General features: G+C 73.7%; 11 protein-coding genes. 4 read left to right on the top strand and 7 right to left on the bottom strand.

Translation table 11 applies throughout. The features are described from left to right. Positions 1–28: 28 nt before the first annotated feature. The 3 genes from E1J50_RS13685 to E1J50_RS13695 all read right to left on the bottom strand — a co-directional run bounded on the left by E1J50_RS13685 (position 29) and on the right by E1J50_RS13695 (position 4,166). The gene (locus E1J50_RS13685) at positions 29–2,233 is read right to left on the bottom strand and encodes a putative bifunctional diguanylate cyclase/phosphodiesterase (RefSeq protein WP_245516569.1); all 2,205 of its coding nucleotides are present in this window, start codon (positions 2,231–2,233) and stop codon (positions 29–31) included. 112 nt (positions 2,234–2,345) lie between these two features. Further along, positions 2,346–3,107, bottom strand: coding sequence for a Crp/Fnr family transcriptional regulator (locus E1J50_RS13690; protein WP_132254395.1), 762 nt, complete (start codon positions 3,105–3,107; stop codon positions 2,346–2,348). 207 nt (positions 3,108–3,314) lie between these two features. Beyond that, positions 3,315–4,166, bottom strand: a complete 852-nt coding sequence (locus tag E1J50_RS13695; RefSeq protein ID WP_132254396.1) for a Crp/Fnr family transcriptional regulator — start codon at positions 4,164–4,166, stop codon at positions 3,315–3,317. 792 nt (positions 4,167–4,958) lie between these two features. On the opposite strand from E1J50_RS13695, the gene E1J50_RS13700 reads away from it, so the two are divergent. Beyond that, positions 4,959–7,058, top strand: a complete 2,100-nt coding sequence (locus E1J50_RS13700; RefSeq protein ID WP_245516570.1) for a TonB-dependent receptor — start codon at positions 4,959–4,961, stop codon at positions 7,056–7,058. 34 nt (positions 7,059–7,092) lie between these two features. Here E1J50_RS13700 and E1J50_RS13705 read toward each other — a convergent pair whose 3' ends face one another. Next, complete coding sequence (locus E1J50_RS13705; protein ID WP_132254398.1) at positions 7,093–7,266, bottom strand: metallothionein; 174 nt, start codon at positions 7,264–7,266, stop codon at positions 7,093–7,095. Between the two features lie 204 nt (positions 7,267–7,470). After that, entirely contained in the window at positions 7,471–7,851 is a 381-nt protein-coding gene (locus E1J50_RS13710) for a DUF6481 family protein (protein WP_132254399.1), read from the bottom strand. A 768-nt stretch (positions 7,852–8,619) separates the two neighbouring features. Here E1J50_RS13710 and E1J50_RS13715 point away from each other — a divergent pair. Beyond that, positions 8,620–10,560: an autotransporter assembly complex protein TamA gene (locus E1J50_RS13715; protein WP_245516572.1), complete on the top strand. Its 1,941-nt coding sequence runs from the start codon at positions 8,620–8,622 to the stop codon at positions 10,558–10,560. A gap of 20 nt (positions 10,561–10,580) precedes the next feature. Then, a complete protein-coding gene (locus E1J50_RS13720; protein WP_245516571.1) occupies positions 10,581–14,921 on the top strand; it encodes a translocation/assembly module TamB domain-containing protein in 4,341 nt (1,446 codons plus the stop codon). A 117-nt stretch (positions 14,922–15,038) separates the two neighbouring features. Here the strand turns inward: E1J50_RS13720 and lanM are convergent, their stop codons facing one another. Together lanM and E1J50_RS13730 are read right to left on the bottom strand one after the other, a co-directional pair. Beyond that, positions 15,039–15,452, bottom strand: a complete 414-nt coding sequence (gene lanM, locus E1J50_RS13725) for a lanmodulin LanM (RefSeq protein WP_132254401.1) — start codon at positions 15,450–15,452, stop codon at positions 15,039–15,041. Between the two features lie 205 nt (positions 15,453–15,657). Beyond that, positions 15,658–15,918, bottom strand: a complete 261-nt coding sequence (locus E1J50_RS13730) for a hypothetical protein (RefSeq protein ID WP_132254402.1) — start codon at positions 15,916–15,918, stop codon at positions 15,658–15,660. 206 nt (positions 15,919–16,124) lie between these two features. On the opposite strand from E1J50_RS13730, the gene E1J50_RS13735 reads away from it, so the two are divergent. After that, positions 16,125–16,619 (top strand): peptide deformylase, encoded by a 495-nt coding sequence (locus tag E1J50_RS13735; RefSeq protein WP_132254403.1) that lies wholly within the window; start codon positions 16,125–16,127, stop codon positions 16,617–16,619. The last annotated feature ends 124 nt before the right edge of the window (positions 16,620–16,743 follow it).

Here is a 16,743-nt window from a genome sequence, read left to right on the forward strand (position 1 = left end):
GGTCTCGCCCCCTCCGGCCCGCGGCGCCTCAGCCCGCGGCCCGCGCGGGCGCGGCCGGTGCCGTCGCCTGGGCCTCCTCCGCGAGCCCGGCGGCGATCGCCGGCCAGTTGCCGATCAGCCAGGGCACCCGCGAGCCCGCCATGGGCTTGGCGTAGAGGTAGCCTTGCGCGAAGCCGCACCCCATCGCGCGCAGGCGCCGGACCTGGCCCTGGCTCTCGACGCCCTCGGCGGTCACCCGGGTGTCGAGGGCGCGGCCGAGGCCGATCACGGCCGCCACGATGGCGGCGTCGTCCCCATCCTGCTCCAGGCCCCGCACGAAGCTCTGGTCGATCTTGATGTGGTCGACCGGGAATTGCTTGAGATGGGTGAGGGAGGCGTAGCCCGTGCCGAAATCGTCGAGCGCCAGGGTGACGCCGCTCTCGTGGAAGCGCCGCAGGATGCCGGAGACGAAATCGGAGCCGCGCCCGAGGAACACGGTCTCGGTCACCTCGATCTCCAGGCAGGTCGGCGGCACGTCCTGCGCCTGCAGGGCGGCGAGGGTCGCCTCGGCGAGGTCGGGCCGGTGGAACTCCGCGGAGGAGACGTTCACCGCGACCCGGCCGAAATCGAGCCCGCGGGCGCGCCACGCCCGCATGTCGGCGGCGACCCGGGCGACGATGCGGCTGCCGATGGCGTGGGCGAGTTCCGGGTCCTCGAAGGCGGAGCCGAAATAGCCCGGCGCCAGCACGCCCTCGACCGGGTGCAGCCAGCGCGCGAGCGCCTCGAAGCCGACGATGCGCCCCGTCGCGAGGCAGACCTTGGGCTGGTAGAAGGGCACGATCTGCCCGCCGAGCAGCGCCTCCTGCATCTGGCCGGAGACCGCGACCCGCTTCTCGGTCAGCGCCCGCATCTCGGGGGCGTAGAGCGTCACCCGGTTCCGGCCGGAGGCCTTCGCCCGGTAGAGGGCGATGTCGGCGTCCTTCATCAGCTCGTCGGGGAGCCGGTGGTGGTCGGGGAAGCACGCCAGCCCCATGCTCGCCTTGGTGGCGAGTGGCCGGCCCCGGTAGGCGAAGGGCTGGCGCAGCCGCTCCAGGAGATTGCCCGCGAACACGGCGGCCGCCTCAAGCCGCGGCGACCCGGCCAGGATCACGGCGAACTCGTCGCCGCCGAGGCGCGCCACCGTGTCGCCCGGCCGCGCCATCTCCGTCAGGCGCACGGCCATCTCGGTCAGCAGCGCGTCGCCCGCGTCGTGGCCGAGGGTGTCGTTCACGTCCTTGAAATCGTCGATGTCGATGAGGATCAGGCCGACCCGCGCGCCCGTCTCCTCGGCCTGCGCGAGCGCGTCGCGGAACCGCTCCTGGAACAGGGCGCGGTTCGGGAGGCCGGTCAGCGGGTCGTGATTGGCCGCCCGCCAGAGGCGCGCCTCCGAGAGCTTCCGGTCGGTGATGTCGAAGGTGATGCCGACGATTCTGTCGGGCTCGGTCTGCTCGGCGCGCATGCAGAGCCAGAGCTGGCGCCCCTCCGGCGTGCGGTAGCGGAACTCCACCGCGTCGAGGGTGCCGCCATAGGCGCTGAAGCGCTCGACATGGGGGCGGTCCTCCGAGTGAACCCGGTCCAGGATCAGGGAGATCGGCCCCGAGCCGATGCCGAGGAGTTCCTGCGCGTTGTCCGAGCGCGTGGCGTGGCCCGTGCGCAGGTCGCGCTCCCAGGCCACCATCCGCCCGGCCCGCAGGGCGAGGCGCAGGCGCTCCTCCCGCTCGCGCAGGTCCTGCTCCGCCCGGTGCAGGCGCAGCTGCGCGACGACGACGGCGGCGAGGTCCTGGAGCTGGCGGGTCTCCTCGGGCCGGAACGTCCGCGGGACGACGTCCATCACGCAGAAGGAGCCGACATGCAGCCCGGGGCCGAGGATCAGCGGCGCGCCGGCGTAGAAGCGCACGCCGTGCTCGGTCACGAGGGGGCTCTCCCGGAAGCGCGGATCCCGGGTCGCGTCCTCGACCACGAAGGCCTCCTGCGAGAGGATGGCGTAGCTGCAGAAGGCGACGTCGCGCGCGGTGCCGTCGATGCCGAGGCCGCAGCGCGCCTTGAACCATTGCCGGTCCTCGGACACGAGGGAGACGAGGGCGACCGGCGCGCCGAACAGGGCGGCCGCGGTGCGGCAGATCGCGTCGAAATGCGCCTCGGGTGCGGTGTCCAGGATCTTGAGGGCGTGCAGGGCCTGCACGCGATCCGCCTCGCCGGGCGCAACTGGAAACATGGCGCTCCCCCACCGGCCCCGTCGGGACCGGTAACCTCTGGTGGCGCGACGCTATTGCGGATCGGTAAAGAACTACCTGCGATCGCGCAGGGGGCGGCCGGGATGCGGGGGCTCAGGCCGGGCCGCGCAGGGGGCCGATCAGCCGCTCGTACTCGGCCTCCGCGAAGCCGTAGCTGGTGCCGGCGACCCGCACGAGCTTGTCGCGGTCGAGGATCGTGATGAGGCCGCGCTTCGTCGCGATCATCCCCCCGCTCTCGAGCTCGTGCACGGCCACCGTCACCCCGGGCCTGTGCACGCCGAGCATGGTCGAGAGGGTCTCGTGGGTGAGGGTGAGCTCGTCCCCGTCGATGCGGTCGTGCACGAGGAGGAGCCAGCGCGCGAGGCGCTCCTCGGTCTTGTGGCGCCGGTTCGAGAGGGCGGTCTGGCTGGTCCACAGGGTGACGACCTGCACGTAGCGCATCAGCAGGCGGCGCAGCGTCTCGCTCCGCGCCATCGCCTCGCGCAGGGCCTCCGCGCCGACCCGCAGGGCCTGCCCCCCGATCCGCACCTCGGTCTCGAAGGGCGTGCGCTCGACGCCGAGCACGAAGGCGGGGCTCACCATGCCCTCGCGGCCGGTGATGCCGACCTCCAGCCGGCTGCCCTCGACGGTGGCGAGGCTGACGGAGGCGAGGCCGCTCTCCGGGAAGAAGGCGTCGCCCATCGGGGCGTTGGCGTTGGCCAGGCGCGCCCCGGCCTCGACGGAGACCGTCTCGGCCCGGCCCCGCAGCAGGGCGAGGTCCTCGGGCGGGAGCACCCGCAGCAGGCGGTTGCGGACCGTCGGCGCGGGGGTGTCCCGCGCGGGATCGAAGGGGATCTGGGGCAAGACCGCGTCCATCGCGTGAGCTGCCCTCCTCGCGGCGGCGGCGCCGGACGAGGCCCGCGTGCGGAACCCCGGGTCGGGCCCCTCCCGCCGGGCACCCTACTTAGCCGGGCGGCCCGCCGCCGCGGCATTCAAGAAAGTTAAGTCGCGCCGGTACGGACGCCTTCGTACCGCTGCCGCGGGGCCCGGACGAGGCCGCCGCGCCTCGACCGGGCGGGGGGATCAGAGATCCGGGTAGGACCGCGCCGCGGTCTCGATCCGGCGCGCGACCTGGGACAGGTGCAGGTACTGGCCGTCGAACATCGCCGCGCTCTGGAGAGCCGGGAAATCGAGGATGGTGAGCTCGCGCCCGCGCAGGCAGATCAGCCCGTCGCTGCGCAGCTGCTGCACCGTGCGGTTGATGTGGACCGCCGAGAGGCCGAGGGCGTCGGCGAGTTCCCCCTGGGTCAGCGGCAGCTCGCAGCGCAGCCCCTGGGTCAGGCCGACCGCGGAGAGGCGGTGGAACAGCTCGCAGAACAGGTGGGCGATGCGCTCGTAGCCCGTGCGCTGGCCGATGTTGACGATCCATTCCCGGTGGACCCCCTCCTCCACGAGGGCGTTCCAGGCGAGAGCCCGGGCAATCCGCGGGTAGGATTCGACGATCGGCACGAAGGCCTGGCGCGGGATCACGGCCACGGTGGCCGCCGTCAGCGTCACCACCGACTCGTCCCCGAGGTCGAGGTCGGGCAGGCAGCGCCCGCACAGGTCGCCCGGGATGAACAGGGTCAGGATCTGGCGCCGCCCGTCCGGCAGGATCTTGTAGCGGCAGGCGCTGCCCTCCAGCATCAGGTTCACCGAGCGGGAATGCCCGTTCTCCAGGCTCAGGTGCTCCCGCGGGCCGTACTGGCGGTTCTGGCGCACGAGGTCGTCCAGAACCTCGCGCTCCTGGTCCGAGAGATCCACGAAATTCCCGAGCTTGCGCGCGAGAAGGCCGCCGGGCGTCTCGGGAGGGCCGTCGGGGCCGGCGCGGCGGGCGCCGAGCGCCGACGTTCCGGGACGAGGGGGCGAAACCGCGTAGCGCGGCAGCGTGTCCATCAGCGACTCCCTGGCCGCCCCTCCGCGACCGAGCGCGTGCTGTCCGCGTCGAGGAGCGATCCTGCGGCGCGTGGCCCCCGGCAGCGCGCCTGTGTTCATGTTCCCGAACCGAACCTCCCGCCGAGGCTCCCCTCCCCGATGCTGCCCTCGGGCGTTCCTCCCCGAGGTGCCGGCAGCGTGGCCGCCGAGGGCGCTCCGACGCCGGGATGCGGCTCGCACCCCAAGCGAAACGATCGGATGTTAGCAATAAACCTGCGTTTTTCAAACCGAACCGAGGACGGATGAGCAATTTTGTTTCGAAGTCTCGAGCCTCGATGCAGGACCCGGCGCGCAAACGTTGCAGTTCGTCGGAATCTCCGTCGACAGAACGTACGAATGCGGACTGATTTTTACGAAACGGACGGCTCCGGAATGTGTGAGATGTGCCTGACCGGGCCGATCGGAACCAAGCCGCAATCTTGACCGACCTGAACGCGTGCCGCCCGGACGCGGCGCGGCCGGATGGGCTGCCGGGGCGGAGTGATGCGTCCGGGCCACGCATCGAGCCGCCGTGCCCCGGCAGGCCGGAAGCCCCTTGCGCTTCCCGTCCCCACACGTGATGAAACAATATAACGTTGTGGAGGCGTGATGCGGACCCGGCCGGACCGACACCTGTGGGAATTCCGGCGGGCGAGAGCGGCGCGCGCGTCCCTGCGCCCTGCAGGCCGATCCCTTACGTGCCCGTCTCTCGCATGCCCGTCCCTTGCGGGCCTGCCGCTGGCGTCCCTAGCCCTGGCCGCCCTGTCGCTCCCGGTGGCTCCGGCCGCCGCGCAGCAGGCCGCGGCCACCCTGCCCGAACTGACCGTCACATCGGTGAGCCCCGTCCAGGGCCGAGCGGCCCCCGCGGAGGCCCCCGCGGCGGCCCTCGCGGCTGCCCCCGCCCCGCCCTCCGGCCTGCTGCCCGTCGTCACGGACACCTTCTCGCCCGTGACCGTGGTGACGCGCGACCAGATCCTGCGCGACCAGCCGCGCACGCTCGGCGACGCGCTGGCCGAGCGGCCCGGCATCTCGGCCTCGACATATGCGCCGGGGGCCGCGAGCCGGCCGATCGTGCGCGGCCTCGACAATGCCCGGGTGCGCATCCAGGAGAACGGCGTCGGCATCCAGGACGTCTCCGAACTCGGCGAGGACCACGGGGTGCCGATCAACCCGCTGGTCGCCAACCGCATCGAGGTGATCCGCGGCCCCGCGACGCTGCGCTACGGCAGCCAGGCGATCGGCGGCGTGGTCAGCGCCGAGAACAACCGCGTGCCGAGCTTCATCCCGGCAGGCGGCTATGCGGGGCAGGTCACGACGGGCTACTCCTCCGTCGACAACGGGCGGCTCGCCGCCGCCACCGTCGATGCCGGGGCCGACGGCGTCGCCTTCCACGCCGACGGGTTCCGCACGGCGGCCGACAGCTACCGGACGCCCGCGGGCATCCAGGCGAACTCCGCCAACGAATCGCAAGGGGGCGCGGTCGGCCTCTCGCGGGTGTTCGAGCGCGGCTTCGTCGGGGTCTCGTTCAGCCATTACGACGCGCTCTACCAGATCCCCGGCGGCGAGGCCGCGGAGAGCCGCACCCGCCTCGATCCGCGCCAGGACCGGCTGCTCGCCCGCGGCGAGTACCGGCCGGCCGAGGGCCCGTTCGAGGTGATCCGGTTCTGGGCGGGCGGGTCGGTCTACCGGCACGACGAGAGCGGCCTCTCCGGGGACGGGATCGACGCGGTGCGGGCGACCTTCAAGAACCGCGAGGCGGAGGGGCGCCTCGAATTGCAGCACGTGCCAGTGGTCACGGGCCTCGGCCCGCTGACCGGCGCCCTCGGCTTCCAGACGGGGCGGCGCGAGATCGGCACGGCGGGCGAGGCCGGCACCTTGCTGGCACCGACGGATTCGCGCAGCAACGCGGTCTACCTGTTCGAGGAGCTGGCGCTCGGCAACGGCCTGCGCCTGCAGGCGGCGGGCCGGGCGGAGGCCGCGCGCGCCGCCGGCACCGCCACCCTGTTCCCGGCCGATTTCCTGCCCGTGCCCGGCGAGGACCCGGTCTCGGAGGCGCTGCGCCGCCGCTTCGCCCCCAAGAGCGCCTCCTTCGGCGCCCTGCAGGAACTGCCCTTCGGCTTCGTGGCGAGCCTCAACGGGTCGTATGTCGAGCGGGCGCCGACCGCCTTCGAGCTCTACTCGCGGGGTGCCCACGACGCGACCGAGACCTTCGAGATCGGCGATCCGAACCTGAAGCTCGAGCGCGCCCGCACGATCGAGGCGAGCATCCGGCGGGGGATCGGCCCCCTGCGCCTCGACGCGACGGGCTACGTCACCCGCTACACGGGCTTCATCTACAAGCGCGCCACCGGCATCCGCTGCGGGGACGATTTCGCCTCCTGCGGCAGCGACGACGCGTTGCAGCAGGTCGTCTACTCCCAGCGCAACGCCACCTTCACGGGCGCCGAGATCGGCGCGCAGCTCGATCTCCTGCCCGTCGGCGACGGCTTCGCCGGCATCGAGGCGCAGTACGACTTCGTCCGGGCCCAGTTCGACGACGGCACCTTCGTGCCGCGCATCCCGCCCCACCGGGTCGGCGGCGGCCTGTTCCTGCGGGCGGACGGGTGGCTCGCCCGCCTCAACCTGCTCCACGCCTTCGCGCATACGGAGGTGGCGCCGCTGGAGACGGTGACGCCCGGCTGGAACGACCTGAGGGCCGAGATCAGCCGCACCGCCCCGCTCGATCCGGCCGTGTTCGGCGCAAGCGAGATCACCGTCGGCCTGCAGGGCCGCAACCTCCTCGACGACCGCATCCGCAACTCGGCCTCGTTCAAGAAGGACGAGATCCTCCTGCCCGGGCGCAGCGTCCGCCTGTTCCTGACGGCCCGGTTCTGAAATCCGGCGCCGAGCCCTCAGGCCCGCCTGCGCCTCACCCGTGGCAGGCGCAGCCGGCGTGGCCGCAGCCCTGGTGGTCGGCATGGCCCTCCGCGCACGCGTCGCAGCAGAAGGCCCTGCCGTCGCGGGTGATCGCCTGACCCACCGCGATCACGCAGACGCAATCGGGGCAGGCGCACTTCACCATCTCGACATCGACGCTCGTCATGGCCCGATTCCTCCGGCGGCCGATCGCGACCGCGGTCGCAGTCTCGGCCCCCTTCCGCGCATGCGTCAACGCGGGCACGCGGAAAAGGGCGCGTCCCGTCGAGGAACAGGCCCGTGCCGGCTCACGGCCGGCACGGGACATCGATGCGTTCGGGGTGGGTCTGTTCGGCCGGTGCCGGCCGTGAGCCGGCACGGGCCCCGCGCGTCAGCGGCGCGTCTTCACCTTGGCCTTGCGGGCGGCGTAGCGGGCGTCGCGCAGGGCCTTCTGGGCCGCGAGATCAGCCGCCTTGCGCGCCTGCGTCGCGGCGGCCTCGGCCTCCTCGCGGGCGATCTGGGCGGCGAGTTCCGCCTCCTCGCGGGCCCGCTTCTCCTCGGCCGCCTTCTTCTCGGCGGCGATGCGAGCCGCCTCGCGCTCCCGGATGCGCTCCTCGCGGGCGCGGGCGACCTCGGCGCGCGCCTGCGCCTTGGCGATCATCTCCGGGTCATCGGCCGGGGGGCGGGCCTTGAACTTGGCCAATAGAGCCGCCTTGGCATTCTGCGAGTTCTGGCGGCGATCGTCGAAATTCCTGTAGTCGAATGCGCTCATCTGACCTTTCTCGTGCGGTGTCTCGTTCTGGTATCGGCGGTATCCGCCGCCGGCGCGGTCGGCACGATCGGTGCCGCCGGCTTCAGGTCCCGAGCAGACCTGTCGAGACGCGACAGCCAATGCCTCAGCATCCGGTTGGACGCAACCGAAGTTCCCCGCATGGCAGGTCTCTCCGGATGTCAGAGCCGCCTCCCTCGCGAAAAGTTCGACGACGGTCTCCTAAATGCCGCACCCGGGCGATGGGTTGCCGACGGCCATCGTCCGCGTGGACGATGACGGGCCGGCTGCTGGCAGGGATCGGGACTGGCCGCGGCGCCCGGGGGGCGAGCCGGCACGGTTCCGGAGATAGGAAGAGGGGCCCATCGCGGCAAGACCGCCCGCTACTCTCCGGTGCCGCGGCGCACGCCGATCCCGGCGCCGAGGCTCGGCCTCGCGGCCGGGTCCGCGGAGGAGCCTCACGCACCCGTGATGCCATGCGTCCCGGGCCCACAGGTTGCGCCACCGGGAGCCGGCCGCTAGGCTCGTGCCCATCGAGCGCGGCAGCGCGGGCACGGCTCCTCCAGGGGCCGGATACGGGAACCACCCGGCTGCCCCGCCCTCCGCGCACAGGCGTCAGAGCGGGGGCTTTGAGATGACGCGGACCGGCGCCTTCACGAATCTCCGGCAGGCTTCTCCGGCCTTCGCACCTCGCGAACGGGCCTGAGGGAGACGCGTCGGCGCGTGGTTCCTGTGACCCCGAAGCGGGGCCGTTCGTCCGCATCGTCGAGCCTGCACGGGTTCTGGCTCGCCGCCGGGCTCCTACTCGCCGCCGCCCCGCCCGCCGCGGCCTTCGACCCGTTCGGCCTGTTCGGCTCCGAGGAGGAGCCCCTCGCCCCGAGCGCGACCGCCCTGCCCTACGGCCTGCGCATCGCCGGCACGGACGACGACGATCTCCTCAAGGCCCTGCAGGACAGCTCCGCCCTGCACCGCCTGCGCCGGGAGCCGCCCCCGGACGGCGAGGGCCTCGTGCGCCGGGCGGAAGCCGATCTGCGCCGCCTGCCCGAGGCCTTGTCCGGCTACGGCTACTACGCGGGCCGGGTCGCGATCCGCGTCGACGGCGTGGCGATCGGCTCCGAATCCGCCGTCGCCGCCGCTGCCCGGGCCGCCGAGGCCGGGCGCGGCCGGTCGCTGGTGCCGGTCAAGGTCGCGGTCGACACGGGCCCCCTCTACACGCTGCGCTCGGTCACCGTGCGGGACCCGCGCGGGGCGCCCTTCCCCGAGGCGCTGCTGCCGGAGCGTTTCACCCGCGTCGACGCGGAGGTGCCGGCCCGCTCCGCCACCGTTCTCGCCCGCGAGGCCCGCCTCGTCGACCGCTTCCGCTCCCTTGGCCACCCCTTCGCCAAGGTGATCTCCCGCGATCCGGTGGTGGACGACGCGGCCCACGTCATGGACGTGACCTTCACGCTCGATCCCGGCCCGCTCGCCCGCCTCGGCGAGGTGGCGGTCGGCGGGACGGAGGAGATCGACCCGGCGGTGGTGCGCTCCTTCGTCTACGCGGAGCCGGGCGACCCGTATTCCCCGAAGGCGCTCGCCGACATGCGCCGCTCGGTCGCCAAGGTCGAGGGCCTCGGGTCCGTGCGGGTGCGCGAGGGCGAGCGCCTCGACGCGCAGGGCAACCTGCCCGTCTTCGTCGAGGTGACGGAGCGCGAGCGCAACCTCATCGGCGTGTCCGCCCGCTACTCCACCGTCGACGGCCCGGGCCTGCGCGCCTATTACGCCAACCGCAACCTGTTCGGCGGGGGCGAGACGCTGCGGATCGACGCCGACATCAACTATCTCGGCAACGACCTCTACGCCCGCCAGCGCAAGCTCGCCGGGATCGACTCGAACGGTCTCGGCGGCCGCCTCTCGGCCACCTTCGTGAAGCCCGCCCTCTGGGGCACCCGCACCGACCTCGTCGCCAACCTGTTCGGGGGACGGGAGGCGCAGCAGAGCTACGTCGTCGACGCGGCCGGCGGCACGCTGGGCCTGCGCTACCGCTTCTCCGACACGGCCTTCGCGCAGGTCGGTCTCGACGGGCAGGTCGGCCGCTCGCAGGACGCGCTCGGCACGATCGACTATCGCCTCGTCGGACTGCCCGTCTCCGTCTCCTACGACTCGACCGACAATCTGCTCGACCCGACCGAGGGGTTCCGGGTCACGGCCTCGGCCACCCCCTACCCGAGCTTCCTCGGCTCGGATCCGGGCATCTTCGTCGCGAAGGCGCAGGGCTCGGCCTATCTCGCCCTCGACGACGAGGCGAACACGGTGCTCGCGGCCCGCCTCGGCTTCGGCTCGATCTCGGGCGCGCGGCTCGACGAGATCCCGGCCAATATCCGCTTCTTCGCGGGCGGCGGCGGCTCGGTGCGCGGCTACGCCTACCGGACGCTCGGCCCCCGCGGCCCCTTCGGCCTGCCGGTGGGCGGGCGCAGCCTCCTGGAGGCGTCGCTGGAGGCCCGCATCAAGGTCACCGACACGATCGGCATCGTGCCCTTCCTCGATGCGGGCACGGCCTATGCCGGCAGCTTGCCCGATTTCGACGAGCGCATCCGCACCGCGGCCGGCATCGGCCTGCGCTACTACACGGGCATCGGCCCCATCCGCGTCGACCTCGCCTTCCCCCTCGACCGCATCAAGGGCGACCGCAACCCGCCGGCCGCCCTCTACATCAGCCTGGGGCAGGCGTTCTGATGCGGACAATGCTCCGCCGCATGAGAGCCGCGACCGGCCCCCTCTCTCGTTCGGGAGAGGCGGCCCGCGTTCTGGCCCTCGCCCTCTGCCTCCTCGGCATCGCCGCGGCCGGGCTCGGGCGGGCCGCGGAGGAAGGCGAGAAGACGGTGCTCGGCGGGCTTCTGTCGCGGGCACTCTCGACCCCCTCCTCCCGCGTCGCGATCGGCGGCGTCGACGGGGCGCTCTCCTCCGACGCCGTCATCCGCGACGTCGCGATCAGCGACCGCGACGGGGTCTGGCTGCGGCTCGACCGGGCCCGCATCGTCTGGCGGCGCGTCGCCCTCCTGTCGGGGAGGCTCGAGGTCGACAGCCTCGAGGTCGGGCGCCTGGAGGTGCTGCGCCGGCCGCTCCCCGCCCCCGCCTCGGCAACGCCGGAGCCCGACGGCTCGCTGCTGCCCGACCTGCCCGTCAAGGTCGAGATCAAGGGCTTCAAGCTGACGGAGCTCGTCCTCGGCGAGCCCATTGCCGGCCAGTCCGCCCGGCTCTCGGCCGCCGGCAAGGCGAAGCTCGGCGCCCCGGCGGAGGGGCTCGACCTCGATCTCGCCATCCGCCGCCTCGACGCGCCGGGCGCCTTCGCCGCCCGGCTCCTGTTCGTGCCGAAGGGCGAGCGGCTCGACGTCACGGCCTCGCTCACCGAGGCCGCCGGCGGCCTGCTCTCGAAGGGACTCGGCGTGCCGGGCGAGGCGCCGATCCGGCTCGACCTCGACGGGCGCGGCAGCCTCGACGCCTGGAACGCGCGGCTCGACCTCGACGCCGGCGAGAGCGTCGGCGCGAAGGGCACGGCCCGCATCGCCCGCACCGGCGCCGAGCGCCGCCTCAGCCTCGACCTCGCCTCGCGCATCGAGGGCCTGCTCCCCGGCCCCGCCGCCGCGGTGTTCGCGGGCACGACGAGGCTCGAGGGTGGGCTGCGGCTCGCCGATGGCGGAGCGCTGAGCCTCGACCGCCTGGAACTGACCTCCCGCACCGCCCGCCTCGACGCACGCGGTACCCTGAGCGCCGCCCGCGAGGCCGATCTCACCCTCTCCGCCCGCGCGGTGCCGAATGAGGGCGGCCTCACCCGGGCGGGCGCGGCGGAACTCGAATCCCTCGTCTTCGATGCGAGCCTGAGAGGCCCCCTCGCCCGCCCCCGCATCGAGGGATCGCTGAAGGCGGCCGGCCTGCGCACCCGGGACAGCGCGCTGGCCCGCGTCGAGGCGAGCCTGCGCGCCGTCCCCGAGGGCGCCGACCTCAGGACCGCCCGCTTCGCTCTGTCCGCCGATGCCCGTGTCGAGGGGCTCGAGCCTGCCGAGCCGGCCCTGCGGCGGGCGATCGGCGGCGCGGCCTCCTTGAGCCTGCGCGGCCATCTCGAACCCGACGCCACGGTGAGCGTCGAGACGCTGCGCCTCGACGGGCCGGCCCTGCGGGCCACCTATGCGGGCCGGATCGGCCAGAACACGCTCACCGGCCGGGCCGAGGCGCGCTTCCCCGACATCTCCGCCTTCTCCGGGCTCGCGGGCCGGCCCCTCACGGGGAGCCTCGCGGCCGATGCCACCCTGAGTGGCGATCCGGCCCGGCGCCGGATCGGTGCCGATCTCTCGCTTGCCGCCGAGAACCTGATTCTCGGCGAGCCCGCCCTCGACCGTCTGCTCGGGTCCCGTCCGCGCATCGCGGGGCGCGTCGACCAAGTCTACGACGGCTACGCCTTCACGGGCCTGCGTCTCGACGGGGCGGCCCTCGCCGCCCGGCTCGACGGGCGCGCCACCGCCCGCATCGCCGATGCCCGCCTCGGGCTCGACCTCCCCGACCTCGCGGCCCTCGACCCCAGGCTCGCGGGCGCCGCCCGGCTCGACGGGCAGCTGACCGGCAGCCTGGAGACGCCGAACCTCGCGGCGAGCCTCGCCGCGCCCGAGGCGTCGGCGCAGGGGCGCCCGCTGCGCAACCTGCGCGCGGAAGCGGTGCTCGCGGACCTGACGGGGGCGCTCGACGGGACTGTCCGCCTCTCGGGCGAGGTCGCCGGCAAGGCGCTCACCGGCGAGGCCCGGTTCGGCCGGCCCGCCCCGCAGGCATGGTCGCTCGCGCACCTCGCTTTCCGGCTCGGCTCCGTCGCGGTCGAGGGACGGGCCGCCCTCGACGCCGCGACCTGGCTCGCGGAGGGCGCGCTCACCGCGCGGGCGGCCAATCTCGACGATCTCTCGGCCCTCGCCCTCACCCCGCTCGCCGGCAGCCTCGAGGCGAGCCTGACGCTCGCCCGGGACGGCGGGCGCCAGGACGCGGCCCTGCGCGCCACCGCCGCCTCGCTGAAGGCCGGCGCCCTCGGCCTCGCCCGCCTCGACACGGACCTGAAGGGCCGCGACCTCCTCGGCCGTCCCGTCCTCGACGGCCGGCTCGAGGCGGACCGGCTCGTGGCGGGCGCGGAGACCCTGGACACCCTGCGCCTCGCCGCCACGGGCGGCCCGGCGGCGAGCGACCTGACCCTGAGGGCCAAGGCCCGCGGCTTCGACCTCGACGGCGCCGCCCGGCTCGTCGCCGCCGAGCACCCGCGCCTCGACCTCGCTCGTCTCGTGGCCGCGCGCGGCACCGACCGGCTGGCTCTGGCGGGTCCCGCCTCCCTCATCGTCGAGCCCGACGCGGTCCGCATCGAGAATCTCGCGGTCGCGGCGGGCAGCGGGCGCCTCGACCTCTCGGGGCGCGTCGGCCGGGACCTCGACCTCCGGCTGGCCCTGCGGGCCCTGCCCCTCTCCCTCGCCCGGATCGCGAGCCCGAGCCTCGTGCTCGCCGGCACCCTCGACGGCGAGGCGGAGCTGCACGGTCCCGCCGCCCGCCCGCAGGGGCGCTACAGCCTCAGCCTCGCCCGCCTCGTCACGCCGGAGACCCGCAAGGCGGGCCTGCCGCCGATCGAGGCGCGGGCGAGCGGCACCCTGGCCGAGGGCCGCGCCGGGCTCGATGCCCGGGTCTCGGCCGGGCGCGGCGTCGAGGCCGCGATCACCGGCTCCCTGCCGACCGAGCCGGGCGGCGCCCTCGACCTGTCCCTGCGGGGCACGCTGGAGGCGGCGCTCGCCAACTCGCTCCTCAGCGCGGGCGGCCAGCGGGTCGGGGGGCGGGTCGCCCTCGACGCCCGGGTGGGCGGCACCCTCGCCGGCCCCCGGGTCGAGGGTTCGGCGACGCTCTCGGGGGGCAGCTTCAACGATCCGCTCCAGGGGATCCGCCTCACCGGGATCGAGGGCCGCGCCACCGGCCGCGGCGACACGATCGTGCTCGAGCGCCTCACCGCCGCGACCCGCAACGGGGGCACGCTCCGGGGCGAGGGCCGCGTCTCGGTGGCGCCCGAGGCGGGCTTTCCCGGCTCGCTCCGCCTCTCCGCCAGCCGGGCGGAGCTGGTGTCGAGCCCGCTCATGCAGGCGGTGGCGAGCCTCGACCTCGCAATCGCCGGGCCGCTCGCGCGCACCCCGCGGGTCTCGGGCCGGGTCGACGTGGTCTCGATCGACGTCGCGGTGCCGGATCGTCTGCCCGCCACCGTGCAGCCGCTCCCCGGCATCCGCCGGGTCAACACGCCCCCCGAGATGCGGGCTCGGCTCGGCTCGAAGGCGGAGGCTGCCAAGCCGTCTGCCCGCCGCAAGGGCCGCCCGGCCGCGCCCTTCGACGCCACCCTCGACGTGGCGGTCAGTGCCCCCAACCGGATCTTCGTGCGCGGGCGCGGCATCGACGCGGAGCTCGGCGGGGACTTGCGGCTCACGGGCTCCTCGCGCGATCCGAAGGCTGTCGGCGCCTTCGAGATGCGCCGCGGGCGCCTCAGCATCGTTGGCCAGCGCCTCGACTTCACCCGCGGGCGCCTCACCTTCGGGGGCGAGCTGACCGCGCCCGACCTCGATTTCGTGGCCGAGACCAAGGCCGCCGAGGTCACCGCCCGCGTCGTCGTGACGGGGGCGGCGGACAAGCCCGCCTTCGCCCTCTCCTCGGATCCGAGCCTGCCGCAGGACGAGGTGCTCTCGCGCCTCCTCTTCAAGAAGGCCGCGGCCAAGCTCTCGCCGTTCCAGGCCCTGCAGCTCGCTCAAGGGGTGGCGCAGCTCTCCGGCGGCGCGGGCGGCGTCGACGTGTTCGAGCAGGCCCGCAAGGGGCTCGGCCTCGACAGCCTCGACGTCTCGACGGGCGCGAGCGGCGGACCCGCCCTCGGCGCCTCCCGCTACATCGGCGACCGCCTCAGCGTCGGCGTGCGCGCCGGTGCCAAGCCCGCCGACACCGCCGCCACCATCGATTACGACGTGACCCGCCGCGTGAAGATCCAGGGCGAGGCGGGCAGCGACGGCCGCACGGCGGTCGGCGTCGGGGCAGAGTGGGAATACTGATCCCGCCCGGAGCGACGCCCCGGAGCACGCCCTCCCGGCGGACCCCGCGAAACGCGAGAAGGCCGCCCCCGTCCCACGGGAGCGGCCCTCGCCGAGAACCGGATTTTCCGGTCGGACTTACTTGATCAGCGCCAGCAGCGCCTTGCCGGCCGGGCTCTGCAGCTCCTTGGCATCGAGGGTGCCGTCATTGTCCGGATCGGCGGCCTTGAAGCGCGCGGCCACGGCCGCGAGATATTCCTTCTTGTCGACGGTGCCGTCGCTGTCCGGGTCGGCCTGCTTCAGGCCGGCCTTGGAGAGGCGGCCCTTGAGCTCCTTGGCGTCGAGGGTGCCGTCGGCATCCTTCTCGAGGCGATCGAAGGTCGCGGAGGCGACCGCCTCGACTTCCTTCATGTCGATCGTGGCATCGTTGTCGGTGTCGATCATCTTGATCGCGCTGGCGCCGCTCGCCGGCTTGGCGTAGGCCGCCGGGGCGGAGAGGACGCCGATCGCCAGGGCGAGGGCCGCGAAGCTGCTGGAAACACGAAGGCTCATTGCCACTTTCTCCCGATAATTCTGCGAAAGTTTCCCTAGCGGTCCGGGTGGATCTGCACAAGAGGGCGGCGGTGCCGAAGAACACGCGGGGCGTTAGAATCCTCACGCGCGATGCAGCGAACACACGATCGTGATGATGCAACGCAAGAAGGGGGCCGGCAAACCGACCCCCTCCCCGATCGGCCGGGCTCGGCGGCCCAGCGAATCAGTAGCCGTAGCCGCGCCGCTCGTAGCGGCGCGGGCGATCGTCGTCGAACCGCTCGGTGCGGTAGTAGCGGCGGTCGTAATCGCGGTCGCGGCGGGCCTCCTCGCGGCGGAAATCGCGCTCGCGCTGGCCGCGGGAGCGCAGGTCGATGCTCGGGCCGCCGGGGCCGATATCGATGCGTTGGGCGGAAGCGGGGACCGTGGTGGCGACGGACGCGGCGATGGATGCGGCGGCGAGGGCGCCGGCCAGAAGGATCTTCATGGGGTTCTCCTCGAAACGTTGGCGGACCAACCCGCGGCCGCCGGCATCGTTCCGATGATCGGCCGGGAGACGCCAGGATCTCGCATCGCGCCCGTAAGCATTCGTCCCTCGACCGGCAGTTCAGATGCTGCCATCGGTGGCTGCGCGCCGATCTTTCACAATCCAGGGCTGAATGAGCCCCTCGCGATGATCAGGAGACAACATCCTTGGCCGTACAACCGCTGATCTTCTACCCGGACCCGCGCCTGCGCCTGCGGGCGGAGCCGGTCCGTGTCTTCGACGAGGCTTTGCGCGACCTGGCCCGGGATGTGCGCGACACCCTCGACGCGGCCCAGGCCGTGGGGCTCACGGCCCCGCATATCGGCCGCCTGCAGCGCCTCGTGGTGCTGCGCCTCGAGCCGGGCGCCGAGGCGGAGACCTTCGTGAACCCGGAGATCCTGGACGTGTCGCCGGATCTCGCGACCGCGACCGAGGGCAGCGTGCTGATGCCGGGCGTCGCCGAGACGGTGCAGCGCGCCGCGCGCCTGCGCCTGCGATTCCAGGATCTCGACGGGGCTTGGCACGAGGAGGAGGCGGAGGGGTTCCGCGCCGCCTGCCACCAGCACGAGATCGACCAGCTCGACGGCATCTTCTGGATCGAGCGCCTGTCCCGGCTGCGGCGGGAGCGGGTGCTGAAGCGCTTCCGCAAGCGCGGCGGCTGAGGCCGCGCCGCATGGCGGCGGGCGGGGGCGCCTGATAGGCTCGCGGGCTCCCCGTCCCGAGGCGCTCCGAGGCTGCGGCATGCGCGTACCCGTCCTGCTCCTCCTCGCTCTCGCGGCGGCGCCC

This window comes from Methylobacterium segetis, from assembly GCF_004348265.1.
In the GTDB taxonomy this organism is placed as follows: domain Bacteria; phylum Pseudomonadota; class Alphaproteobacteria; order Rhizobiales; family Beijerinckiaceae; genus Methylobacterium; species Methylobacterium segetis.